The organism is Gellertiella hungarica (assembly GCF_014197145.1).
Lineage (GTDB): Bacteria > Pseudomonadota > Alphaproteobacteria > Rhizobiales > Rhizobiaceae > Gellertiella > Gellertiella hungarica.
Window position 1 is genome coordinate 464,997 of the sequence record NZ_JACIEZ010000001.1, and the last position, 23,962, is coordinate 488,958.

The following is a 23,962-nucleotide window of genomic DNA, read 5'->3' on the forward strand; positions in this document are numbered from 1 at the left end:
CGAGGAAATCAACGGGGAAGGCGACCGCCTGAGAAACGAAACCATCCCCATCAACATGTCTTTCGAAAGGACACAATTTTGAATCTGCATCATCTTAACGAAACACGCGCCGCGAAAATCGCAGAAATGAAGGGCGTTGTCAACAACCCTGAAGCTTTCGACAAACTGGAGTCGGAAATTCGGGCGCTCGACAAGGAAATCAAGAGGGCTGCTACCCTTGCCGAATTCGAACGTCAGGCAGATGGCCAGCCCGACGCATCGCAGGAACGCGAACTGCGCAGCTATTCGGTTTCCAAGGCGATCCGCGAAGCCGCTGCCGGCACTCTTACCGGCCTTGAGCGCGAGCAGCACGATGAGCTTTCCCGCAATCGTGAAGTCCGGGGCGTCATGATCCCGACATCGATGATCCTCGGCGAACAGCGCGCCCAGACCGTCGGTACGGCGAACAAGGGCGGCTATACGGTTGCTACTGACCTCGGCGGCCTGATTGACCGGCTGCGCCCGGTGCTGGCAGTACAGGGCCTTGGCGCGACCGTCATCTCTGGCCTCGTGGGCAACCTCGACCTTCCCCGCCTGACATCCGGCCCGACCGCGACGTGGGTTGCAGAAGACGGTAGCTCTACCGCATCCGACGCGACCTTCGATAAGGTCTCCATGGCTCCGAAGACCGTCACGGGCGAGATGTACATGTCCCGTCGCCTGACCCTTCAGAACGGCGTGGCGCTGGAAAACGTGCTTCGCAATGACCTGGCCTTCGTCCTGGCACAGGCGCTTGACGCTGCTGCGATCAAGGGCGGTGGCACGAATGAGCCCAGCGGCATCCTGACCCGCATCACTGAGCTTGCCGGTACCTACACCGAACTGAGCAATGTTGCGGCTGACCTGATCGCCGATCTGGAGCTCGATGACGTGACCGGCACCACCGGCTTCCTGACCAATCCCACGGTCATGAATTCGGCCCGCAAGTTCAAGGATGCTGACGGACGCCTGATCCCGGCAGCTGAGAACTTCCATGGCGAGCCTGTCGTCACCACGAACCAGGTCAAGGTCATCACGGGTACTCCGGACAAGAACCCCCTGATCTTTGGCGCATGGTCGAACCTGATCATTGGCTATTGGTCCGGCGTGGACATCCTCGCCAACCCGTACAGCGACGCATCGAAGGGCGGTCTTCGCCTGCATGCCTTCCTTGACGCGGACATCGCTGTTCGCGAGCCGAAGGCCTTCTCTTGGAAGGGTGTGCCGGTTGCCTAACGTCTCCCTCGCCGATGCCAAGGCGCATCTCCGCATCACCTTCGCTGCGGACGACGCGTACATCACCGGGATCATCGAGGCGGCGGAAGACTATATCGCACGGACGGGGGTGGAGTTTTCCACCCCCCTACCTCCGGCGATCCGTCACGCTGTCCTGCTGACTGTATCCCACTTCTATAACAACCGCGAGGCGGTGACCGCTGAGACCGTCAATGCCATGCCCTTCGGCGTGAACGCATTGCTTCAGCCCTACCGGGAGCAAGGCCTATGACCATCGAAAAACGTATCGCAACTGAGGTTCGGGCAGAAGGCCGTAAGCTGTCGGGCTATGCTGCGACTTTCAATCAAGAGACCCGCATTGCGGATTTCCAAGAGCGGATCGCACCGGGTGCTTTCGCCGCTTCGCTCCGGTCCAGCCCTGACATTCTCGCCCTCGTGGACCATGATCCTTCGCGGGTACTGGCGAGGACGAAGAGCGGCACCCTCCGCCTGTCTGAAGACGACCGGGGCCTGAAATTCGAAATCGACGTTCCCGACACAAGCGCCGGTCGCGACGTTCTGGCATTGGCCACGAGGGGAGACTTGGGCGGGATGAGCTTCGGCTTCACCGTTCCCGATGGCGGCGATAGTTGGACAGGTGACAAGCGCGAACTGCGCAGTGTCGTCCTGCATGAGATCAGCGTCGTCCAGTCCTTCCCGGCATACGGCGGTACTACCGTGCAGGCCCGGTCGCGTAAGCAGCGCACGGATGCAGATCGGCGCATTGCGCTTCTGGAACTGGAGGGCATCCGATAATGTGGCCTTTCTCGAAACAAGAGAAGCGGATCGCGTCCAGCGATCCATACCTCGGCGAGTTCCTTGGCGCACGTTGGCAGGGCCGCGCTGACATCGAGAAGGCGAGCGGACACGCTGTCGCGCATCGCTGCATTTCGGTCATCAGCGAGAACCTGGCCTCGGTCGGCCTGTCGGTCTACCGGCGCACCGAAGATGGCGGGCGTGAGAAGGCGACGGATCATCCGCTCTATGCCGTCTTGCATGATCAGGCGTCACCGACCCTGACCGCGTTCGAGGCAAGGGAGTGGTTGCTGTCGTCGGCTCTGATGTATGGCAACGGCTTCGCCAAGATCGAGCGTAACGGGCGCAGCCAGGTCACCGGCCTTACCCCTCTCGTGGCCGGATCGGTCACGGTAGAGAAGCTGTCGAGCGGCCGGCTCCGGTACAAGCACGCGAAGTCCGATGGCGGCACTGAGGTGCTTCTGCAGGATGAAGTGCTGCATATCCGGTATCGGACCAAGGACGGCATTCTCGGTCTTTCTCCTATTCAGATCGCAAACGCTGCTTTCGGCCTTGCCCTCGCTCAACAGGATCAGGCTGGCGCAGCTGCGGAAAATGCTTTCCGTCCTGCCGGCGCTCTGATCTTCCCTGACAAGCTCGGCGCAGGTGACCGGACGGTTGCGGGCAGCAAGGAAAGCGTCATCGCCAAGTTCAAGGAACGCTTCATCGGCCAGATGAAGGCCAATGAGGTAATCGTCTTGGACGGCGGTGCGAAGTTCGAGACGTTCCAGTTCTCGGCGAAGGACTCCGAATTCCTTGAAAGCCGGAAACTCTCCAATCTGGATATCTGCCGGATTTGGGGCGTCCCTCCATCTGTCGCCGGGATCACCGACAACAGCACCTATAGCAACGTCGAGCAGGAAAGCCGGGCTCTGGTCACGCGCTGCCTAGCACCATGGGCGAAGCGGGTAGAGATGGCGATGACGATCCAGCTGCTTTCGCCGGAGGCGCGCAAGACCCTCTATGTCGAGCATGATCTGTCGGCACTTCTGCGCGGCGATCTGGTCAGCCGGTACAACGCATATCGCGTCGGCCGCGAAGGCGGATGGCTTTCAGCTGATGATATTCGCGGCTTCGAGAACATGTCGAAGATCCCCGGCGGCGAGACCTACGTCCAGCCGTTGAACATGGGAATCGTCGGGGCCAACGATAACAGAAGCAAGGTGGATGACGCTGCATGACCGGAGCTGGAAACCTTCGCGAAGTCATCGAAATGCAGACGCGAGAGGAAGGGGATGACGGGTATGGAAACCCCGTCAGCGGTGATTGGGCAACCTTCTGGTCTGCGCCGGCGCGCATCCAAATCCTCCGGGGAACAGAGACGGTCATGGCTGGCCGTCTCGGCGGCACCCAGACCGTCGCGATCACTATGAGGTGGCAACCAGAGTTCGCCACCATGAACAGCGCCTGGCGGGCGAAGAACGGCCGCACAGGGGAAGTCTATAACATTCGCAGCATTGAGCCTGATGAGCGCAGGGCGTTCGTCAACATCCTCACAGAGACGGGAGTTGCATCATGACCTTCAAGATTGAAATCCGCGGTATGTCGTTCTTCTATTCGGACGATGGCACCCGAAAGTACCGGACACTGGCGATGGCGGAAGTCTACCTTCCTGACCTCGCCCTGACGCTCCGCGATGTACGCCTTGCATGGTCACCCGACCGTGGCTTTGTGGCGCATGCTCCGACCTCGCCGAAGACAGCGCCGTCTCCAATGATCCAGTGGTATCACCGGGGCGAGTTCGCCCAACAGCTGGCGCAGGAACTGCGGACCATGTACGAGCGCATGGGCGGCAAGATGCCGGTCGATCTGAGCGTGAAGGAGCAGCGCGCCGGCGCTGCCGCACGGCGGATCATCGAGAAGGCCACGTCTCGCCGAGATCACGTGACGGGCAAGGTTATCGGCGCTGATCCGTTTGATGATGCACCGATCGAGTACATGACGGTTCCGGCAACTTTCCATGTCCATGAGGACGCAAGCGACACCGAAGCCGTGGAAGGCCTTGCCCGCACCCTGAGCGTCGAGCATCAGGAGGCTGCCCGTGTCCTCGGCTGATTTCGTCCCTCGTGGTCTCCGTCGCGAAGACGCAGCCCGCTACATCGGGATCAGTCCGACGCTGTTCGACCGCAAGCGGAAGGAGGGTGCAATCCCTCCGCCGCGCGACATGTTCGGGGTAATGATCTGGGATCGACATGACCTCGATTCCCTTTTCGCGAAGCCGGTCTATACTGCGGCTAACGACAACAATTCCAGCTATTGGGACAAGGTGTGCGGCTTCGAAAACCAAAGTACGTGAACGTCTATCAGGACCGCCACGAAAAACAGCGTATCTACTATAGAGAGCCGGGAAAGCCACAGGTGGCTTTGCCTGGCCCTTTGTATTCCGAAGAGTTCTGGATCGCGTACCACAAGGCCCAGAAAGCCGAACCGGTATCGGCCGGGAAGGCTCCGGCTGCCGGATCAATGGGCGCTGCCATCCAAGGCTACTACCGTAGTGCCGAGTTCGTGCAGCTGGCAGACTCGAGCAAGCAGGTCTATCGCCGCATCCTCGATGCCTTCGCGAAGGAACATGGTCATGCTCCGGTCGCCGGTATCCAGACGAAGCACGTCAACGTGCTGATCGACGGGAAGGCGGAGACGCCGGCCGCTGCGAACATTCTTCGGAAGAGGCTGTCATCAGTTTTCGAATATGCCAAGTCGGTCGGAATGATCCAGGTCAACCCGGCAAAGGAGGCGAAGCGGATCAAGACGAAGTCCAAGGGCTATCGCAGCTGGACCGAGTCCGACATCGCCGCATATCGCCAGAAGTGGAAAGAAGGGCAGCCGGAGCGGATCGCCATGGAGGTGCTTCTGCATACCGGCTTGCGCCGATCCGATGCCGTCCGCCTTGGATGGCAGCATATCGTCGACGACGCATTCGTCATCTCGACTAAGAAGTCACAGGATATTGTGGAGCTTCATATCCCGCTGCACAGCGACCTAGCTTTCCTGTTCGATCTGCCACGAGGGAGAGAGACCTTCATTTCGACGGTCTACGGCTCCGCCAGATCGGAGAAGGCTTTCACCAACTGGCTTCGGGAAGCGGCCCATGCTGCGGGCCTGCCCTCGAATTCTTCCCCTCATGGGCTCCGAAAAGCTGCCTGCCGTCGCCTTGCCGAATCGGGATGCACGGCCTTGGAGATCATGTCCATCACCGGACACAGGGATATCAAAGAGATCGAAAGGTACACAAAAGCAGCCGAAATGAAGCGATTGTCACGTGCCGCTATGGCCAAATCGGAGCAATCGTTTATCATCAAATTGCCTAACCCCGATCAAGGGTTAGTGGAATCCTAGTCCTAAAGCCTTGATTTCATGGAAGGAAATCTGAAAATGGCGCACCCGACAGGATTCGAACCTGTGACCTTTGGAATCGGAATCCAACACTCTATCCAGCTGAGCTACGGGTGCCCGAAAGACGCGGAACAGGTCCTCGTCTCGTGACCCGGTACTTAGCCCAGCTTGCTTCCGCTATCAATCCGTTTTTTGAAAAATCCGGTTCAACCGCTGGCGTCTTTCCTCGGGAAACAGAATCAGGGAAGAGATCGGTCCGTTAACGATCAAATACATCTTATTATTGTGCGCGATGATTTCAGGTAGAATAACGCAGGCAAAAATTGCAAAACCAATGATATTTCTAATAACTGTTATCTTTCACACGATATAAATAATAAGAATTTTCCGGTTAAAATTAGCATATCCGTTAGTTTTTTAGCTATATATATAATACGTTCATGACAAGCGGCGCCGGAATGGTTCGTCTCGTTTTGCTGCCAACGGTTCGCTTGGACGCGCAGAATTTTAAACGCCTATATTGATAGAGATGGGGATACGAACATGAATATTTCCGTGGACTTTACAGCGACCAATGTCGAAGAGGGGATCGGTTACTGGCTTCGCCGCGCGCAGCAGACCGTTCTTCATGACTTCAGCGAGACCTTTGTTCCCTACGACCTGCGTCCGGCGGAATTTTCCCTTCTGATGCTGCTGGCCAACCATCCCGGGATCAAGCAGTCCGATGCCGCGGAGATACTCGGCATCCAGCGCGCCAACTTCGTGGCGCTTGTGGATGCCCTTCAGCAGCGCGGGCTCGCAGAGCGGCGCAAGCCCGAAAGCGACCGGCGCGTGCAGTCGCTCTTCCTCACCCGCCAGGGAACGGATTTCGTGGTCGAGACGAGCGGCAAGTGGCGCCAGCACGAGTCGCGCATGATCGCCCGGCTGGGCGGCATCGAGGAGCGCGACCAGCTCGTGGAGCTTCTGACCCGGCTCGCCTGCTGACGAGCACCGCATCGTCTTGGGGTGCCTATCCTGCGCCCGTCTTCAGGCCCCTTCGGGGGCCTTTATTTTTGCCTCGGGGCGCGATGCCGGAAAGCAGAAAGGCCGCACCCGGTGGGTGCGGCCTTTCCCGATCGGAGATCCCTTCAGTGCCGGTCAGAGACGGGCGGCACCCGGTCCCGGTACGGCGCCCGGCGGGCACTTGCCCAGGATGATCATGCCAAGCACTTCATCCTTGGTGACATCGGTGGTGCGGGCGCTGCCGACGACCTGGCCGTTCTTCATCACGGTCACGCGGTCCGCGAGGTCGAAGACGTCGTGGATATCGTGGCTGATGAGGAAGATGCCGATGCCGTCCTTCTTGAGTTCCTTGATCAGTTCGCCGACCTGGGCCGTTTCCTGCGGGCCAAGGGCGGCCGTCGGCTCGTCCATGATCAGGATGCGGGCGTTGAACAGGATCGCGCGGGCGATCGCAACCGATTGCCGCTGACCGCCGGAAAGCGCCTTCACCGGTTCCTTGAAGCGGCGGAAGTTGGGGTTGAGCCGCCCCATCACCTTGCGGGCTGCCGCTTCCATGGCGGCATCGTCGAGCGTGCCCCAGGGGGTCAGGAGCTCGCGACCGAGGAAGAGATTGGCGGCGGCATCGACGTTGTCCGCCAGAGCCAGCGTCTGGTAGATCGTCTCGATGCCGTAGGACTTGGCGTCGCGCGGGTTGTTGATGTTGGCTTCCTCGCCATTGATCATGATGGACCCGCCATCGCGCGGATAGGCGCCGGAGAGGATCTTGATCAGGGTGGACTTGCCCGCCCCGTTATGGCCGAGAAGCCCCACGACCTCACCCGGATAGAGCGAGACCGATGCGTGATCCACGGCCTTGATGCCGCCGAAGGCGATCGAGATGTCCCTCATCTCGACGAGAGGGGTCCGGGTTTCGGTCTGGATGTTTTCAGCTGTCGCGTTCATCGACGGGCCTCCTTACTTCACACGGCGCTGGTAGATCGTGTCGAGCCAGACAGCCACGACAAGGACGCCACCGACGACCATTTGCTGCACGGCCGAGTCGAAGCCGACCAGCACCATCCCGGATTGCAGCGATTGCATGACAACAGCGCCGAGCATGGCGCCGTAGATGGTGCCCATGCCGCCGGCAAGCGAAGTGCCGCCGATGACGGTAGCGGCGATGACATAGAGTTCGTCGAACTGGCCGAGCGCGTTGGTGGCCGAGTTCAGGCGGGCCGACGAGATCGTCGCGGAAATGCCGACGAGGAAGCCCATCAGCGCGAAGATCAGCATCGTCATGCGCTTGGTGTTGATGCCGGCCAGTTCCGCAGCCTCGGGGTTGCCGCCGATGGCGAAGACATAGCGGCCAAAGCGGGTGCGGGTCGCGAGGAAGGTCATCGCGATGCAGACGAAAGCGGCGATCAGAACCGGGATGGCGAAGCCGTGCGAGATGTTCAGCCCGCCTTCGGGGATGGTGATGTTGTTGGCGGCGGCATATTGCTTCACGATGCCGACGGGCCAGAAATATTCATTGGCGATGAAGGCCGCACCGACGATGAGCGCTGCGGAGATCGCGGCCAGGAACACTTCCGCCCAGACGGGACGCAGCGGGAAGCCGAAGCGTGCGCGCTGGCGACGGCCGGATGCGAGCATGAGCACCACGGCGACGCAGCCGAGCAGCGCCACGAACCAGGTGCCCCAGTAGCCGATCGAGCCATAGGGCCCGCCACCGATCAGCGCGAAATTGGCGTCGACGGGAGAGATGGTCTCGCCACGCGCGACCCACCATGCCGCGCCGCGCCACACGAGCAGGCCGCCGAGCGTCACGATGAAGGACGGGATCTGCAGATAGGCGATGAGGACACCGTGGAAGGCGCCGATCAGCGTGCCGACGGCAAGCCCGAAAAGCACCGTCAGAACCCAGATCATCGGATGGCCGAGGCCGAGATATTGCGGCAGGACCCAGACCTGGAACACGCCCATCAGCATGGCCGTGATGCCCAGCACCGAGCCCACGGAGAGGTCGATGTGGCGCGTCACGATGATCAGCACCATGCCGGTCGCCATGACCGCGATGGAGGATGTCTGGACCGAGAGGTTCCAGAGGTTGCGGTAGGTGAGGAAGGCGCCATTGCCGTTATAGACGATGCCGTAGATCTGGAAGCCCATCCAGATGAGGATGAGCGCGCCAAACATGCCGAGCATGCGGGTATCGATTTCCGTCGCCCGCAGAAAGCGCCGGACGGCCCCTTCTTCGACCAGGCCCGGCCCGGCGCTGGTTTGAGAAATTTGGTTCATGGGTACTTCTCCCTTGTGCCCCTGTTTTCAGGATACGCGCTCGCCTCCAGTCACCACCGGTCCGCGTCCTGCCTCACATTGGGGAATATACATCACTCCCGGGTCCTGGCCCTGGAAGTTTTCACACGGCACTTGCGGTTTCCCATCGCAAAACGGGGCGCCCGCGCCCGCCGCACGTGAATCCGGCCTTAAAAAACCGCGCCGCTTGTTCGGCGGCGCGGTCTTCAGTCGGCAATCATCGGCCCTGAGGCCAAGTCCTTACTTGCAAACTGCTACCGCGTTGGCGTCAACACCGGCGCAGAGCGTTGCCTTGTCGATCCAGCCGGCATCCAGAACCAGGTTCAGCTTGTCCTTGGTGATGGCTTCCGGGGTCAGCAGCACGGCGTTCATTTCGACGCCCTTCGCACCGTCCTTGAACTTGCCGACATTCGGGATGTCGGTCATGGACTTGCCGTCGGCCAGCATCAGGGCCGCATTGGCAGCCACTTCGCCGAGCTTGCGGCTGTCCTTCCAGATGGAAACGAGCTGGGTGCCGAGGGCAACGCGGTTCAGTGCGGCCTTGTCGCCGTCCTGACCGGTAACCGGTACGGTGCCGGCCAGACCCTGGGCAGCCAGAGCCGCAACCACGCCACCGGCCATGCCATCGTTCTCGGAGAGAACGGCGTCAACCGCGTTGTTGTTGGCGGTCAGGATCTGCTCCATGTTCTTCTGGGCGTTTTCCGGCTTCCAGCCGTCGGTCGAGGCTTCGCCGACGATCTTGATGTCGCCGGAGTCGAGCTTCGCCTTCAGCACTTCCTTCATGCCGCGGTTCAGGAACGAGGCATTCGGGTCGCCCTTGTCGCCGTTGATGATGGCGAAGTTGCCCTTGTCCTTCACCTTCAGCATTTCTTCCGCCATCAGGCGGCCGACGCCGACGTTGTCGAAGGTCATGTAGAGCACGTTCGGGTCTTCGATCTGAACGTCATAGGCGATGACCGGGATGCCTTCCGAGGTGGCCTTCTGGACGGCCGGCAGGATGGCTTCGGAGTCGTAGGGCACGATCAGCAGAACATTCGCGCCCTGGGAGATCAGCGACTCGACGTCGGTCAGCTGCTTGGCGGCGGAGCCCTGTGCATCGGCGGAAATGTACTTGTCGCCATTGGCTTCGACGATCTTCTTGATGACGGCTTCGTCCGTCTTCCAGCGCTCTTCCTGGAAGATCTTCCAGGACACGCCGATGACCTTGTCCTTGGCCAGCGCATGGCCGGCTACAGACATGGCGAATACTGCGCTGGTCAGCGCAAGAGTCAGTTTCTTCATTTGGGTCCTCCCAGGTGGTTGCCGTGATTGCGGCCTCCCCACAACGCCCGGCATTCTTGGTTCCTGCCGGAAAAAATGTTTTTCTCGACAGTCGAGAAAATAAATGTCAGAGTTTTCGCACCCTGTCAACAAGCCCCTCCGGGTTCGCCTGTTGACATCGGGCGGGTGCTGTTCGAGGTGGCATCGCCCGGGGGTCTGACGAGGGAGAGAGGCCAGAGAATGCTGGCGAAATCGAGTACGGAAATCGTGCGCCAGCAGAACAGCGGGCTGGTGCTCGCACAGCTGCGCCGCCACGGCCCGCTCTCCCACACGGAGCTTTCCGATCGCACCGGTCTTTCCTCCGCAACCGTCTCGGCGATCACGGCGGAACTGGAACGGCATCAGGTCATCGAGCGCCAGGAACAGGCGCCGCCGGCGGGCAGGGGGCGCCCGCGCGTATCCTTCACCCAGCGTCGGGAATGCGGCTATCTGATTGCGGTGCGGATTTCCTCCGATCAGCTCGAATACTCGCTCGTCGATTATGGCGGCACGCTGATCGACCGGCTGGAGGAAACGAGACGCGGCCAGGACGAGGCGCGCAGCTTTGCCAGCGCGCTGCGCAACACCATCGAGAGGCTGTGCGAGCGCTCGTCCCTGTCGCTCGGCGAGATCAGGGTGGTGTCGATCTCGAGCAAGGGGCTCGTCGACCCGCTGCAGCCGGTGCTTCTCTGGTCGCCCGTCTTCGGGGATGTCTCCGTGGATTTCAGCGCCATCCGGGGCGGGGGGCTGGAGCCGGACATCCTGCTCAGCAACGAAACCAGGCTGGTCGCGGGCGCGCTGGCCCGCATCGTCGAGCGCCAGGCCGACGAGCGGGGCACCCTGCCGCCCCGGGCGCTCTGCGCTCTCTCGCTGGGGCATGGCATCGGTCTCGGTATCGCCCATCTCGATCCGTCCGGCGAATATCAGGTCGCAGCACCGGATTTCGGCCACATGCTGCATCTTGCCAATGGCGGCCTCTGTCGGTGCGGATCGATCGGTTGCATCGAGGCGACGGCGGGCTTCTATGGCATTCTTCGAACCGCATTCGAGGTGCCCTCCGACACCATCCCCGCGCGCTTCGTCCCGATCATCGAGATGGAGAAGCTCGCCGCCAATGCGCGCCGCGGCGACCGGCAGGCGCAATTCGCCTTCCGTCAGGCGGGGCTGGCACTGGGGCAGGGCCTTGGCCGCATGCAGAGCCTCAACGAGAAAATGCCGGTCTACTTCACCGGCCCGGGCGTCCGCTTCTACGATCTCATGGAGCGCGGCCTGATGGAGGGGCTCGGGCAGTCCCGTGCGATCCGCCGCGAGGGCATGCCGGAACTCCACATCATCCTGGATGAAACGGCGCTGGTCTTTGCCGGCCACCTCGATCTCGCCCTCGGCCACATGGACCGGACGGCCATTTCGGCCAGCCAGGAATGAGAAAAGCCGGGCGGATGCCCGGCTTCTCCAGTATCCTGCGGCGCATGCCTCAGCCGACCGAGACGCGGCGGCCTTCCTTGACGGACCTGACGGCGGCATCGGCCAGGATGAGGGCCTTCAGCCCATCCTCCCCATCGGGGGTGATGGTCGCGCCCTTCTCGATCGCGGCGATGAAGCTTTCGATTTCGGCGGCATAGGCTTCCGTGTAGCGGGTCATGAAGAAGTCGTGCAGCGGAGGACGGGTATAGCCATCCGCATTGGCAACCTCGATGGAGACGGCGCGCTGGTTCTCGGCCGCCGCCATGCCCTTCGATCCATGCACCTCGATGCGCTGGTCGTAGCCATAGGTGGCACGGCGCGAGTTGGAAATCACGCACTGCTTGCCGGAGGCGGTTTCGAGGATGACGGAGACGCTGTCCCAGTCGCCGGCTTCGCCGATGGCCTTGTCGACCAGAACGGCGGCATGGGCCGTCACCGTCACCGGCTCCTCGCCGAGCAGGAAACGGGCCATGTCGAAGTCATGGATGGTCATGTCGCGGAAGATGCCGCCGGACCGCTTGATGTAGTCCACCGGGGGGGCACCGGGATCGCGCGAGGTGATCGTCACCATTTCGACCTCGCCGATGCGGCCGTCGTCGATGGCCTTGCGCACGGCGGCGAAATGCGGGTCGAAGCGGCGGTTGAAGCCGACCATCAGCTTGGCATTGGTTTCCTTCACCACCTTCAGGCAGGCGCGCACGCGCTCCGCATCGAGATCCACCGGCTTCTCGCAGAAGATCGCCTTGCCGGCGCGGGCAAAGCGCTCGATCAGGTCCGCATGGGTATCGGTCGGGGTGCAGATCACCACCGCATCGATGTCCTTTGCCGCCTCGATGGCCTCGATGGTGCGAACCTCGCAGCCATAGGCGGAGGCAATCGCTTCCGCCGCCGCCGGGAAGGCATCGGCGACCGCCACGAGCCGGGCATCGGAATTGCCGCTGACGGCCTTTGCATGCACCTTGCCGATACGTCCGGCACCCAGAAGACCAAATCTTACCGTCATTGTCTCGTCTTTCTCCGAAATGCGAACATCGCCCTCCACCGGGCGGCCGCGAAAGGGTTGCCATGAGGCTTCGCAAACAGCAAGGTGCAGCGTAGCGTCTCGAACAAGATGGAACAAACGGGCCGTTTTAATCTTGTTTCGGAATAAATATTCCATATCAATGGAGCGCGTCAAGCGAGGAAAGCATGCAGATCATCGATCCCAAACACCCTTTTTACCGGCCGCTCTGGGTGCGGCTGCTGGTCGTCGCCATCTGCGCCGTCTGGTTCGTGGTGGAACTGGTGATCGGCTCGCCCTTCTTCATGGTCATCATGGGCGCGCTGACGGTCTATACCGCCTGGGTTCTGGTGATCCGTTTTCCCAGGGATGGAGAGGCGTCCGCCGCCGACAAGCCTGCCGGCGGCGGCGAATAGCTCAGGCGCCCAGCGAGTCGAAAAATGCGTCGGGACCTTCCACTTCCGTGAGCTTCCGGCCGCTGATCAGCCAGAAGCGGTTTGCGGCGGCGCGCACGAAGGCCCGATCGTGAGACACGACGAAGGCGGCCCGGCCTTCCTCCGCGAGTTCCTGCGACAGCGCTTCCTGTCCCTCGATGTCCAGATGGTTCGTCGGTTCGTCGAGCAGCAGGAAATTCGCCTCCGTCAGCCGCAGCATCAGGAGTGCCAGGCGCGCCCGCTGTCCGCCGGAGAGGCGATCGAGCGGTTTCTCCTGTTTTTCGATGGCAATGCCGGCCCCTGCAAGCAGGCTCCGCGCCCGCTGCTCGCCGAGCGGGATACGGGCGGCAAGCGCGCCGAGCGGCGTGCGGGCCGTCTTCAGCATGGCCAGGGCCTGATCCATGTAGCCGGGCTTCAGCGATGGTGTCGGCTGGATGGCGGGATCGGCCGCACCTTCCGCCGCAATGGCCCTTTGCAATCGCTCCATCAGGCGGCTCTTGCCGGCACCGTTTTCTCCAAGCAGCACGATCCTGTCGCCCCGGCAGACGAACAGCGGACCGGAGCGGAAGAGCAGGCTGCCGTCGGGCAGGCGCTCCTCGAATGGGGCGATGCGGATCAGCACACGGGCCTGTGCCTCCGCCCCTCCAAGCGCCACAAGACCCGCGGATCGTTCGCGGTGCGCGGCTTCCGCCTCGCTTTCGATCCGCTCGGCGCGCTCCTTCAGCTGTTTCGTTTTCACGGTCAGCAGATCGCTGCCCGAGTTGACGGCGATGTTGTTGAGCTTCGCTGCCTGACGGCGCAGCTGGTCCACCATCTTCATGTCCTTGTCGAACTTGCGTCCGCGGGCCAGATCCTCTTCCTCCAGCGCCCGGCGCGCCTGCGAATAGGGCAGGGCATAGAGGCGGCTTTCCTGCAGCCGCAGAAAAAGCGTACGGCCCGTGACCCGATCCAGAAAGGCGCGGTCATGGCTTGCGATCACCACCGCCTTGCCTGCGGGAAGGGCATTCAGCCAGCGCTCGAGCAGAACGATCTTGGCAAGGTCCAGATGGTTGGTTGGCTCGTCGAGGAGCATCAGGTCGGCATCGGCAAGGGCGAGACGGGCGATCATGGCCAGCCGCTGCCAGCCGCCGCTCTGGTGCTGCATCGGCCGGTCGCGCAGGGCTTCCGGAACGCCGATCTCGTCGAGAACGATTTCGGCCCGCCAGCTTTCGTAGTCGCGGATGTCAGGGGCGAGCGCCTCGGCCACCGCTTCGCGGAGGGACAGGTTCATCAGATGGGGCGGTGGATCCTGCTCCATGTAGGAAAGTGTCAGCGAGCGGGCGCGGGTGATGGCGCCTTCGCCCGGCTCCAGCTTTCCGGCGAGGATGTTGAGGAGCGTGGATTTGCCACGGCCATTGGCGGCGACGATTGCCAGTCGGTCGCCAGGCGAAATGGTGAGGTCGAGCTTCTGGAACAGGGGCGCCCCGAGCGTGACGCCGAGGGAATTGAGAGTGACGAGAGACATGGGGTCATGACCTGAAAGGGCCGCGCCTGCTTCCGTTGCAGGCCGTGCGGCAATCAAGGAATCCGTGCACGGTGAAGGCGTTCACCCGCGCGGCGGCATTCAGGCTGACCGGTTCTTGATGAGCAGCGTTGTCTCTGGTCAGCCCTGCAAACGCATCTGCAGGGCAAGATCAGGGCCAAAGCTGGTGCTCCTGTTGTAGAAAAACAGCGTCACGATGGGCTCCCTTGATGCAGGATGGATACCAAGTCTGCGGGCGCGTTGCAATCCCCGGTTACAGGAGGCCCAGCTTCCGGCTGGCGATCAGGCGCGAAATCGCCTGATCGACCAGAAGGTTGGCCGTCGTCATCCGTGCGTTTGCCGCTTCCCGATGGGCGGGATGGACAAGGTCGGGGTGGTTGTTGCGGGCGAAGACGCGGCGCTTTTCGGCAAGCGTTTCCAGGCTGTCATCCTGCGCGAGGCCGAGATCGGCGGCGATCTCCGCAGGCAGCTGGCGGGAGAGATGGTCGGGAAGCGGGGGCGGCGCGGCATCCTGCGCATCGGCCTCGCCGTTCTCGGGAACGATATCGGAAACAGGGTCTTCGGCGAGATCGAGATAGGCGCCGTCGATCCGGTGCAGGCTGACGGAAATCCCTTCCATGGCCGGCGCCACGAAGCCCGAGGTAAAGCCGCGAATGCGCGGGGCCTCCGTACCCGCCTCTTCCTCCGGCGGGTTTTCCTCCTCCATCCGGACAAGCACGGATTCGAACAGCGATCGGCCGAACAGCATGGGCGGCGCCTCTCCAGTTTCGGGGCCGGCAGCATGACGCCTTCTGCTTGTGCCGGGCTTTACGCCGCCATCACTGGCTTTGCGACTGGCTCTGGGCCCGGTCCTCGACCGTCAGCGATACCTTGAGATGTTCGCTCGCCGAGCCGAGCCGCAGGCCCGATACGGGAGCCGCGCCCTGATAATCGAGGCCACAGGCGAGGCGAACATAGCGATCGTCCGGGCATATCCGGTTTGCCGCATCGAAGCCGACCCAGCCGAGGCCGGGCACATGCGCCTCCGCCCAGGCATGACTTGCCGTCTGCTGCTCGATGCCGTCCATGAATAGATAGCCGGAGACATAGCGCGCCGGCACGTCCAGAAGCCGCGCGGCGGACAGAAAGGCATGGGCATGGTCCTGGCAGACGCCGACGCCGTTGGCGAGCGCTTCCTCCGCGGTCGTCTCGGCATGGGTTTCGCCCGGCCGGTAGGCAATCGCGGAATGGATCGCGCCCATCAGCCGGTGCATGCGGTCGAGCACGTCGCCGCCGCTGCCGATGTCTGCCGCGAGCGCGCGCAGGCGTTCGCCGGGCGCGGTCAGCGGCGTTTCCCGCTGGAACAGCCAGAGCGGGCAGAAGCCCTGGTGCGGGCCGAAGACGCCCGCCTTGTCCTCCGTCTCGATCTCGCCTTCGGCGACGATCACCGTCTCCTTCGGCTCCTCCATGGTGGACCAAAGCTCGGTGCGGTTGCCGAACTGGTCCTGGAAGCTCACCTGCCTTGCGGCATTGTCCATGCGCACGGTCCAGGAGAGCACGCGCTGGCCGGGGCCGGTGAGCGGGGTAAGCCGAAGCCGCTGGAGCGCGTAATGGACCGGAATGTCGTAATGGTAGCCGGTGCTGTGGGAAATCTTCAGATGCATGGTCTTCTTCTCCGCCGGCTGGCGTCCTGCCGCGGCATGGCGTGCGCTCGCTGATGCTCAGGTGTAGAACCGGTATCCTTCACTGATCTCGATGCCCAGCTGGTTGTTGTGCCGGATGAAATCCTCCAGGAACTCGTGCAGGCCCTGATCGATGATGTCGCGGATGTTGCGGCTGCGCAGGGTGGCATAGATGGCCTCTGCCGTCTCGTGGCACTTCAGCCGCTGGCCATAATCCGCCGCGAGATGGTTGAGGTCGCCGACGATCTTCTCATAGCAATGGGCGAGCGAACGCGGCATCTGCACGTTGAGGATCAGGAAGTCGGCGATGTTCGCGGCGCGGTAGCCGCCGTCATAGACCCAGCCATAGGAGCGGTGCGCGGAGACCGAGCGCAGGATCGATTCCCACTGCACATTGTCGAGCGACGTGCCGACGGAGGAGACGGAGGGCAGCAGGACGTAATATTTCACGTCCAGAATGCGGCTCGTATTGTCGGCGCGCTCCGTGTAGGTGCCGATGCTGGCGAAGTGGTAGATCTCGTTGCGCAGCATCGATCCGTGGAAGGCGCCGCGGATGAGGCCGGTGCACTGCTTGATCGCGTGGATGATTTCAGGCAGTTCCTTGGCCTTCAGCGGCTTCGAAAGGGCGGCCTTCAGCTCGATCCAGCATTCGTTCGTGGCTTCCCAGGTGTCGCGGGTCAGCGCCGTGCGCACCATGCGGGCATTGTTGCGGCCCGCCTCGATGCAGGAGAGCACGCTCGAGGGGTTGGCGGTATCGCGCAGAAGGAAATCCACCGCATCGGCGGATGTCAGTCTTTCATGGCGGGCGCCGTAGGCCGAGCGGACGCCGGCGCTTTGCAGCACGCCATCCCAGTCGTCGTCGGTCGCGCCGCTGCGGGTGAGCGCCACGCGGAGCCCCGCATCGACCAGTCTTGCAATGTTTTCCGCCCGCTCGATGTAGCGGAACATCCAGTAAAGCCCGTCGGCTGTTCTTCCGAGCATGTCAGTCCTCCAGCACCCAGGTGTCCTTCGTGCCGCCGCCCTGGCTGGAATTCACCACCAGGGAGCCTTCCTTCAGCGCCACGCGGGTCAAGCCGCCGGGGATGATCTTCACCTTGTCGCCGACGAGCACATAGGGACGCAGGTCCACATGGCGGGGGGCGATGCCGTTTTCCACGAGAACGGGCACGGTCGAAAGCGCCAGCGTCGGCTGGGCGATGTAGTTGTCCGGACGGGCGCGCAGCTTCGCTTCGAAGGCTTCGAGTTCGGCTTTCGAAGCGGCAGGGCCCACCAGCATGCCATAGCCGCCGGAGCCGTGGACTTCCTTCACCACCAGCTCGGCCAGATGCTCGAGCACATAGGCGAGGCTCTCTTCTTCCGAGCAGCGCCAGGTCGGCACGTTTTCCAGGAGGGCCTTCCGGCCGGTGTAGAATTCGACGATCTCCGGCATGTAGGAATAGATCGCCTTGTCGTCGGAAATGCCGGTGCCGGGTGCATTGGCGATGGTGATGTTGCCGGCCCGGTAGACATCCATGATGCCGGGCACGCCGAGCGCGCTTTCCGGATTGAAGGTGAGGGGATCGAGGTAATCGTCATCGACGCGGCGATAGAGAACGTCGATTGCCTGATAACCGCGGGTGGTGCGCATCTTCACCTTGCCGTCGATGACGCGCAGGTCCGATCCTTCCACCAGTTCCACGCCCATCATGTCGGCCAGGAAGGAATGTTCGTAATAGGCGGAGTTGTAGATGCCGGGCGTGAGGATCGCGACCCTCGGCGTGCCGTCGCAGCCCGGAGGCGCCAGCGATTGCAGGCTCTGGCGCAGAAGCGAGGGATAATCCTCCACCCGCTGCACCTTGTTGCGGTGGAAAAGCTCCGGAAACATCTGCAGCATGGTTTCTCGGTTTTCCAGCATGTAGCTGACGCCGGACGGCGTGCGGGCATTGTCTTCCAGCACGTAGAACTGGTTTTCGCCGGTGCGCACGATATCCGTGCCGACGATATGGGTGTAGACGCCCCCCGGCGGCCGCACCCCGATCATTTCCGGCAGGAAGGCGGCGTTGTTCGAGATCAGCTGGCGCGGAATGCGGCCGGCCCGGATGATTTCCTGCTTGTGATAGATGTCGTAGAGGAAGGCGTTCAGTGCCACCACGCGTTGCTCGATGCCCTGGGCAAGCCTTCGCCATTCCTTGCCGGAGATGATGCGCGGCACGATGTCGAAGGGGATCAGCTTTTCGGCGCTTTCCGAATGGCCGTAGACATTGAAGGTGATGCCGGTCTTGCGGAAGATGTGCTCCGCTTCCTTCGACTTGGCGGCGAGCAGGGCCGGATCCTGTTGCGCGTACCAGTCGTGATAATCAACATATGGTTGTCGCGGACGGCCGTCCGCATCCATCATTTCATCGAATGCCAACGCTTCATTTCCCCTCTTTTTGGCCATCAAATGCCATTGTTTCGGGCAATGCAAGCGCCTTCTTTAAAATGCTCCGGCGATAGTCCGCGAGGCGGGGCTTTCGCCACCCGCAGTTGCTTAAAGGATAATCACAGCTGCTTCAATTTTATGCGCGGCCTGCCTTTTTACAGGCTTTGACTCGGGGAATGGCCGCGCCTAGAAAAGGAGCGCCCCGATGCCTGAGGGCGCTCAATCCCCTCCCGCCTATCGGAGATCGTCATGCTCGACCGGTTTGCCCCGGTGATATTCGTCCTTCTCTGGTCCTCGGGCTGGATCGTGGCGAAATATGCCGCCTTTCATGCGGATGCCCTGTTCTTCCTGTTCATCCGCTTCGGACTGTCGGTGGTCGCCTTTGGCGTCTTCTGCGCGGCGACGGGTGCCCGCTTCCCGCGGGAGCCCCGGCTCGTGCTGCATGCGGTGCTGTCGGGGGTCTTCCTGCACGGCCTCTATCTCGGCCCGCTCTGGTGGGCGATCGAAATGGGCGTGCCTGCCGGCCTTTCCGGCATCATCGCCGGTCTTCAGCCGCTGCTGACGGCCATTGCCGCGGCCATGCTGCTGGGCGAGCGCCTTGCCCCCATCCAGCGGCTCGGCCTGCTGCTCGGCTTCATCGGGATCGGGATCGCCATTTCGCCGAAGCTTGCCACCTTCAGCATGGACATGCTGCATGAGCAGGCCCTGCCGCTCGTCGTCAACCTGCTGGGGATGGTGTCCGTGACCGCGGGTACGCTCTATCAGAAACGGCACCTGCAATCCGGCGATATCCGCTGGATCGCCACGCTCCAGTATGTGGGCGCGACGCTCGTTCTGCTGCCGGCATCGCTCGTCATCGGCACGTGGCATTACGATTTCAGCCTGACGGCCAATCTGTCGCTCGCCTGGTCGGTGCTCGGTCTTTCCATGGGGGCGATCGGTCTGCTGCTCCGCCTCATTCGCCAGGGTCAGGTGTCCCGGGCCGCCTCGCTGGTCTATCTCATGCCGCCGCTGGTGGCGCTGGAGGCCGCGCTGTTTTTCGGCGAACCGCTGACGCCCGCAATCGTTGCGGGCGCGCTGATCGTCGTCATGGGTGTCTACCTGACGAACCGGAAGGGGCGGGAGAGCAGGTAGCGAGCAGCGAACAGCGCGTAGAGGGCTCTGAAAAAAGAAACCGGCGGAAGTGTCTTCCGCCGGTTTTTTCTGTCCTTATGCCATTTCGCGCTGGCGATTGCCGCCGCCGCCGTGGCTGCGCTGGCCCTGGCCGGGGCGCTTGCCCTGGGGCCGGGGGCCGCGGTGATGCGGCTTGCCGGCGGGACGGCCATGACCTGCCGGGCGTTCGCCGGCGCGATGTTCGCTGCGCTGGCCTTCGCCCGAGGCGCCGCGATGCGGCTTGCGGGCGCGGCCTTCGCCGGCATCGGCGGACCGTTCGGCCTGACCGCCGACGAAGCTCGCCGGGCGTTCGCGCCGTTCGCCGCCACGACCGGCTGCGTGAGGCTGACCGTTGCCGCCACGGCCGCGATGACCGCGACCGCCGCCCTTCTTCGGGCCATCCTTGATCGACGGGCCATGGCCTTCCGGCGGCGTGCCGCCGGCGACGGTGATGGAAATGCCCATCAGCTTCTCGATGTCACGGAGCAGGCGATACTCGTCCGGCGCGCAGAAGGCGATGGCCAGACCGTCGCGACCGTTGCGGGCGGTACGGCCGATGCGGTGCACATAGGCATCCGGCACTTCCGGCAGGTCGTAGTTGAAGACATGGCTGACGGCCGGGATGTCGATGCCGCGGGCTGCCACGTCGGTCGCGACCAGCACCTTCACTTCACCGTCCTTGAAGGCCTTCAGTGCGCGCTCGCGCTGGCCCTGGCTCTTGTTGCCGTGGATGGATGCCGCCTTGTAGCCGACGCTGTCGAGATGCTTCATCAGCTTCTCGGCACCGTGCTTTGTACGCAGGAAGACGATGGCGCGGCCATCGGGATTGGCGTTCAGCTGCTCCTTCAGGAGCGTGGTCTTGTCGTTCTTGCCGGCCACGAAATAGACCGACTGGTCGATCTTGTCGGCAGCCTTGCCGGCCGGCGAGACTTCCACGCGCTTCGGGTCGGTGAGGTAGGAATGGGCAAGATCGGCAATTGCCTTCGGCATGGTGGCCGAGAAGAGCAGGGTCTGGCGCTTGGCCGGAACCATCTTCGAAATCTTGCGCAGATCGTGGATGAAGCCGAGGTCGAGCATCTGGTCGGCTTCGTCGAGGACGAGATGCGTGACCTTGCCGAGCGAAATGGCGTTGCGGGCAATGAGATCAAGCAGGCGGCCCGGCGTGGAGACGAGGATGTCGACGCCACGGGTCAGCTGTTCCTGCTGCTTGTTGATGGATACGCCACCGACGACGATGCCGATCTTCAGCGGCGAGCGGCGCACGAAGACCTTGAGGTTGGCAGCGATCTGGTTCACCAGCTCGCGGGTCGGGGCAAGAATCAGCGTCCGGCAGGTGCGGTGGTCGACGCGGATGTTTTCCGCCAGCAGCATTTCGATGATCGGCAGGCCGAAGGCGGCCGTCTTGCCGGTGCCCGTCTGGGCGAGGCCGATGAGGTCGTGGCGGGCGAGAACGAGCGGGATCGCCTGTTCCTGAATGGGAGTGGGCTTTACGAAGCCGTTATGGGTAAGCGTGTCTACGATCTGGCTGGAAAGGCCAAGCGAAGAAAAATCGGTCAAGTCAATACCTTTCGGGGCGCCAAGACGAACCCCCGCCTGAGCGGGATTGCCCGGGCGGTGCGCATGGCGTCAAGAACCCCGCGTGATCTGGGAACTTGTAAGTTGGATTTCGGCTTTCGGTGCCTGTCGTTCGAGTCCGGCGGGTAAGCCCCATGGCTTCATTCGGCCGCCGGCCGGCACCTCTTACCCCGTTGCGATGGTCAATCCGTTATCGCGCGGCACGCTCACGCGGCGGCCAAGGGGTTGTAAGCACGGGTTGCATGTGGCCTTTCGCGCTCCGAAAGTCAAGGACCAAATCGCCGGCGAGGCGAAAGGAGGCGGTTCATGCCGGAAAATCCAGCCGAACCAGGAGGCCGCTGCCCGCTTCGTTGCGCAGAGTGAAGCCAATGCCGTAGACATCGGCGATTTCCCGCACGATCGACAGACCGAGGCCGGAGCCCGGCTTGGCGCTGTCGAGGCGCCATCCGCGACGCGTGAGATTGCCGATTTCCGCTTCCGGTACCCCGGGGCCGTCATCCAGTACGGTGAGCCATGCCTTGCCGCTTTCGCTTCCCCAGCGGATCACGATGCGCGCCCTGGCCCATTTGACCGCATTCTCGATCAGGTTGCCGGCGAGTTCGCGAAAATCGCCGGGATCGACAGGAATGGACAGGTCCGAAGGGCCTTCCTCGACGAGATCTATGGCTTCGCCGCCAGGCGTTCGCCTCAGCGTCCGGGTGATTTCCGAAACGATCCCTGCAACATTGCTGTCACCGCGCCGGAGATCGGGCCGGGCGGCAATGCGGGAGAGGGCGAGCTCGCGCTCTACATGGGTGCGCATGGTGCCGGCCAGATGCTCCAGCTCGTCGGCAAGCGCCGTTTCGCCCTTTTCGCGCAGGTTGAGGGCGTCATTGGCAAGAACCGTCAAGGGCGTGCGCAGCCCATGGGCGAGATCCGCCGCCCGGCTGCGCGCCTTCTCGATCATCGCGCCCTGCGTTTCGAGAAGCTGGTTCACCGCGTTGACCGTGCTCCGGAATTCGGCAGGATAGGTGCCGGAAAGCCGCGTGTCGCGCCTTTCGCGAATCCGGTCTATTCCCTCGCTTAAGCTCGAAAGGGGACGCAGGCCGAAGGCAAGCTGGGCCAGCGAGGCACCGACCAGGAAAAGGCCCAGCCCCCCGATCGCAGGCAGGATGTCCCGAATGAAGCCGGCACGCGCCTCGTCCAGCGTATCCTGGTCGATTGCGACCGCAATCCGCAGCGCCCGCTCGCCCTCGGGCGCGGCAACCCGCACCAGGCGTTCGAGAACGATGAGCGAAGTCCCCTCCGGACCGGGCAGCACATAGCGATGGATGGTGCCGTCCGTGTGCCTGTCCGCCGGCAGATCGAGTGCGGTGTCGAAGAGCGAGGTGGAGCGGATGGTCTGTCCGGTGCTGTCATCGACGATCTGCCAGTAAAGACCGCCATAGGGAATGGTGAAGCGCTGATCCACGGGCCCCTTCGGCCGTTCCAGCTGCCCCGTGGGGCCGAAGCTCAAGGCGCCTGCCAGCGTGTTGACATGGCTGGTCAGCTCCGCATCGATCCGCTTGCGGATATTGCTGGAGAAGAGCGACACCAGCAGCGCTGCCGTCAGCGCCAGCGCAAGCCCGACGGTGAGGGCCGAGAGCACCAGGAAACGTCCGCGGATCGAGGAAAGCCAGGTCATGGCGCGGCAATCCGGTAACCGAAGCCGCGCCGGGTCTCGATCAGGTCCTTGCCGAGCTTGCGCCTCAGGCGGCCGATCAGGACCTCGACGGAATTGCTTTCCCGTTCGAAATCCTGCGCGTAGAGCTGCTCCGTGAGCTCCAGTTGCGTCACATGCCTGTCGCGGTTCTGCAGGAGGTGATGAAGGCATCGATATTCGAGCGGTGTGAGATCCACCGGCATCCCGGCAAGCGTCACGGCCTTGGTGCGCGGGTCGAGTTTCAGCTCCCCCGCCGCAAGAACGGGGCTGGCCTGGCCGGCGGATCGCCTTAGGATAGCCCGCAGGCGGGCCAGCACCTCCGCCACCTGGAAGGGTTTGGCAAGGTAATCGTCCGCACCGGCATCGATCCCCTCGACCCGTTCTTCCCAGTTTCCGCGGGCGGTCAGGATGAGGACCGGAAAGTCGCGGCCCGCCTTGCGCCACCGCTTCAGCACGGTCATCCCATCCATGGAAGGCAGGCCGAGATCGAGAATGGCGGCGGCGAAGTCCTCGCTGTCGCCGGCATACCACCCGGATTCGCCGTCTCTCTCATGGGCGACGATATAGCCGGCGCGCTCCAGGTGCGCGATGAGGTCGCGCGCAATCAGGGGATCGTCTTCGACGAGCAGGATGCGCATCATTCGTTCTCTGTCTCGAGGATGCGGCCGGTGGCGGCATCCATCTCGATTTCCACCAGCCGGCCGTCGGGCTGCAGGACCTTGAACTCGTAGGCGAAGGTGCCGTGCTTGCGGTGGGGCGAAATGCGGACGATGTCGCCGGGGAAACGGGCCTTGATGATCTTCTTGAGTTCCGGAAGCGGCTTCAGCACGCCCTTTTCCACGGCTTCGTGAACGGCATCGAGCGTTTCCGCATCGTCGCCATCGCCGTCGTCGTCCGCGCGCACGGTGGCGGTCGCGAAGGCGACGAGCAGGAGCGGGATCATCAGGGAGGAGACGTAGCGGCGCATTCCGGAACGCTATCATGCCGGAGCTGAAATTTCCCTGACATTTTCCGTCAGCCATCGCTCAGCGCACTGCGGCTAGGGTGCATTCAAC

The 23,962-nt window shown here is 62.8% G+C and carries 25 protein-coding genes and 1 tRNA gene; 12 read left to right on the plus strand and 14 right to left on the minus strand.

The window, feature by feature from the left end:
• Positions 1-126: 126 nt before the first annotated feature.
• Genes GGR23_RS02135 through GGR23_RS23505 form a run of 8 tightly spaced genes read left to right on the plus strand, consistent with a single transcriptional unit; the run spans position 127 to position 5,424 of the window.
• Positions 127-1,254 (plus strand): phage major capsid protein, encoded by a 1,128-nt coding sequence (locus GGR23_RS02135; protein WP_183364465.1) that lies wholly within the window; start codon positions 127-129, stop codon positions 1,252-1,254.
• Positions 1,247-1,525: a head-tail connector protein gene (locus tag GGR23_RS02140; RefSeq protein WP_183364466.1), complete on the plus strand. Its 279-nt coding sequence runs from the start codon at positions 1,247-1,249 to the stop codon at positions 1,523-1,525. Before GGR23_RS02135 ends, GGR23_RS02140 begins: the two co-directional genes overlap by 8 nt.
• On the plus strand, positions 1,522-2,049 hold the full coding sequence (locus GGR23_RS02145; protein ID WP_183364467.1) for an HK97 family phage prohead protease: 528 nt from the start codon (positions 1,522-1,524) through the stop codon (positions 2,047-2,049). The genes GGR23_RS02140 and GGR23_RS02145 overlap by 4 nt, the downstream gene beginning before the upstream one ends.
• Positions 2,049-3,269 carry a phage portal protein gene (locus tag GGR23_RS02150; RefSeq protein WP_183364468.1) on the plus strand — a complete coding sequence of 407 codons (1,221 nt, stop codon included), beginning with the start codon at positions 2,049-2,051 and terminating at the stop codon, positions 3,267-3,269. The genes GGR23_RS02145 and GGR23_RS02150 overlap by 1 nt, the downstream gene beginning before the upstream one ends.
• Complete coding sequence (locus GGR23_RS02155) at positions 3,266-3,607, plus strand: phage head closure protein (RefSeq protein ID WP_112720845.1); 342 nt, start codon at positions 3,266-3,268, stop codon at positions 3,605-3,607. Before GGR23_RS02150 ends, GGR23_RS02155 begins: the two co-directional genes overlap by 4 nt.
• Positions 3,604-4,143 (plus strand): hypothetical protein, encoded by a 540-nt coding sequence (locus tag GGR23_RS02160; protein ID WP_183364469.1) that lies wholly within the window; start codon positions 3,604-3,606, stop codon positions 4,141-4,143. The genes GGR23_RS02155 and GGR23_RS02160 overlap by 4 nt, the downstream gene beginning before the upstream one ends.
• Positions 4,130-4,384, plus strand: a complete 255-nt coding sequence (locus GGR23_RS02165; RefSeq protein WP_183364470.1) for a helix-turn-helix transcriptional regulator — start codon at positions 4,130-4,132, stop codon at positions 4,382-4,384. The genes GGR23_RS02160 and GGR23_RS02165 overlap by 14 nt, the downstream gene beginning before the upstream one ends.
• Entirely contained in the window at positions 4,381-5,424 is a 1,044-nt protein-coding gene (locus GGR23_RS23505) for a tyrosine-type recombinase/integrase (RefSeq protein WP_183364471.1), read from the plus strand. The genes GGR23_RS02165 and GGR23_RS23505 overlap by 4 nt, the downstream gene beginning before the upstream one ends.
• Positions 5,425-5,461: 37 nt before the next feature.
• Here the strand turns inward: GGR23_RS23505 and GGR23_RS02175 are convergent.
• Positions 5,462-5,538 (minus strand) — tRNA-Arg (locus tag GGR23_RS02175).
• Between the two features lie 426 nt (positions 5,539-5,964).
• On the opposite strand from GGR23_RS02175, the gene GGR23_RS02180 reads away from it, so the two are divergent.
• Positions 5,965-6,405 (plus strand): MarR family winged helix-turn-helix transcriptional regulator, encoded by a 441-nt coding sequence (locus tag GGR23_RS02180; protein ID WP_183364472.1) that lies wholly within the window; start codon positions 5,965-5,967, stop codon positions 6,403-6,405.
• 153 nt (positions 6,406-6,558) lie between these two features.
• Here GGR23_RS02180 and GGR23_RS02185 read toward each other — a convergent pair whose 3' ends face one another.
• From GGR23_RS02185 to GGR23_RS02195, 3 genes are all read right to left on the minus strand, one after another.
• Entirely contained in the window at positions 6,559-7,365 is an 807-nt protein-coding gene (locus GGR23_RS02185; protein WP_183364473.1) for an ATP-binding cassette domain-containing protein, read from the minus strand.
• A 12-nt stretch (positions 7,366-7,377) separates the two neighbouring features.
• Entirely contained in the window at positions 7,378-8,700 is a 1,323-nt protein-coding gene (locus tag GGR23_RS02190) for a sugar ABC transporter permease (RefSeq protein ID WP_183364474.1), read from the minus strand.
• A 258-nt stretch (positions 8,701-8,958) separates the two neighbouring features.
• On the minus strand, positions 8,959-9,999 hold the full coding sequence (locus GGR23_RS02195; RefSeq protein WP_183364475.1) for a substrate-binding domain-containing protein: 1,041 nt from the start codon (positions 9,997-9,999) through the stop codon (positions 8,959-8,961).
• Between the two features lie 219 nt (positions 10,000-10,218).
• On the opposite strand from GGR23_RS02195, the gene GGR23_RS02200 reads away from it, so the two are divergent.
• Positions 10,219-11,442 (plus strand): ROK family transcriptional regulator, encoded by a 1,224-nt coding sequence (locus GGR23_RS02200; RefSeq protein ID WP_183364476.1) that lies wholly within the window; start codon positions 10,219-10,221, stop codon positions 11,440-11,442.
• A 49-nt stretch (positions 11,443-11,491) separates the two neighbouring features.
• Here GGR23_RS02200 and iolG read toward each other — a convergent pair whose 3' ends face one another.
• Positions 11,492-12,484 carry an inositol 2-dehydrogenase gene (iolG, locus tag GGR23_RS02205; RefSeq protein ID WP_183364477.1) on the minus strand — a complete coding sequence of 331 codons (993 nt, stop codon included), beginning with the start codon at positions 12,482-12,484 and terminating at the stop codon, positions 11,492-11,494.
• Between the two features lie 185 nt (positions 12,485-12,669).
• Here iolG and GGR23_RS02210 point away from each other — a divergent pair, with 185 nt between their 5' ends.
• Positions 12,670-12,897, plus strand: a complete 228-nt coding sequence (locus GGR23_RS02210; protein WP_183364478.1) for a DUF3329 domain-containing protein — start codon at positions 12,670-12,672, stop codon at positions 12,895-12,897.
• Between the two features lies 1 nt (position 12,898).
• On the opposite strand, the gene GGR23_RS02215 is transcribed toward GGR23_RS02210, so the two are convergent.
• The 5 genes from GGR23_RS02215 to GGR23_RS02235 all read right to left on the minus strand — a co-directional run bounded on the left by GGR23_RS02215 (position 12,899) and on the right by GGR23_RS02235 (position 18,475).
• Positions 12,899-14,419 (minus strand): ABC-F family ATP-binding cassette domain-containing protein, encoded by a 1,521-nt coding sequence (locus GGR23_RS02215; protein WP_183364479.1) that lies wholly within the window; start codon positions 14,417-14,419, stop codon positions 12,899-12,901.
• A gap of 271 nt (positions 14,420-14,690) precedes the next feature.
• Positions 14,691-15,185 (minus strand): hypothetical protein, encoded by a 495-nt coding sequence (locus GGR23_RS02220; protein ID WP_183364480.1) that lies wholly within the window; start codon positions 15,183-15,185, stop codon positions 14,691-14,693.
• A 70-nt stretch (positions 15,186-15,255) separates the two neighbouring features.
• Positions 15,256-16,080, minus strand: a complete 825-nt coding sequence (locus tag GGR23_RS02225) for a transglutaminase family protein (protein ID WP_183364481.1) — start codon at positions 16,078-16,080, stop codon at positions 15,256-15,258.
• 57 nt (positions 16,081-16,137) lie between these two features.
• Positions 16,138-17,079, minus strand: a complete 942-nt coding sequence (locus GGR23_RS02230; protein WP_183364482.1) for an alpha-E domain-containing protein — start codon at positions 17,077-17,079, stop codon at positions 16,138-16,140.
• Position 17,080: 1 nt separating this feature from the next.
• Positions 17,081-18,475 carry a circularly permuted type 2 ATP-grasp protein gene (locus GGR23_RS02235; RefSeq protein WP_382340790.1) on the minus strand — a complete coding sequence of 465 codons (1,395 nt, stop codon included), beginning with the start codon at positions 18,473-18,475 and terminating at the stop codon, positions 17,081-17,083.
• A 273-nt stretch (positions 18,476-18,748) separates the two neighbouring features.
• Between GGR23_RS02235 and GGR23_RS02240 the strand changes: the two genes are divergently transcribed.
• Positions 18,749-19,633 (plus strand): DMT family transporter, encoded by an 885-nt coding sequence (locus tag GGR23_RS02240; RefSeq protein ID WP_183364484.1) that lies wholly within the window; start codon positions 18,749-18,751, stop codon positions 19,631-19,633.
• 75 nt (positions 19,634-19,708) lie between these two features.
• Here the strand turns inward: GGR23_RS02240 and GGR23_RS02245 are convergent, their stop codons facing one another.
• From GGR23_RS02245 to GGR23_RS02260, 4 genes are all read right to left on the minus strand, one after another.
• The gene (locus GGR23_RS02245; protein WP_183364485.1) at positions 19,709-21,208 is read right to left on the minus strand and encodes a DEAD/DEAH box helicase; all 1,500 of its coding nucleotides are present in this window, start codon (positions 21,206-21,208) and stop codon (positions 19,709-19,711) included.
• Positions 21,209-21,530: 322 nt separating this feature from the next.
• The gene (locus GGR23_RS02250; RefSeq protein ID WP_183364486.1) at positions 21,531-22,889 is read right to left on the minus strand and encodes a sensor histidine kinase; all 1,359 of its coding nucleotides are present in this window, start codon (positions 22,887-22,889) and stop codon (positions 21,531-21,533) included.
• Positions 22,886-23,545: a response regulator gene (locus GGR23_RS02255; protein ID WP_183364909.1), complete on the minus strand. Its 660-nt coding sequence runs from the start codon at positions 23,543-23,545 to the stop codon at positions 22,886-22,888. Before GGR23_RS02255 ends, GGR23_RS02250 begins: the two co-directional genes overlap by 4 nt.
• On the minus strand, positions 23,545-23,874 hold the full coding sequence (locus GGR23_RS02260; protein WP_183364487.1) for a PepSY domain-containing protein: 330 nt from the start codon (positions 23,872-23,874) through the stop codon (positions 23,545-23,547). Before GGR23_RS02260 ends, GGR23_RS02255 begins: the two co-directional genes overlap by 1 nt.
• Between the last annotated feature and the right edge of the window lie 88 nt (positions 23,875-23,962).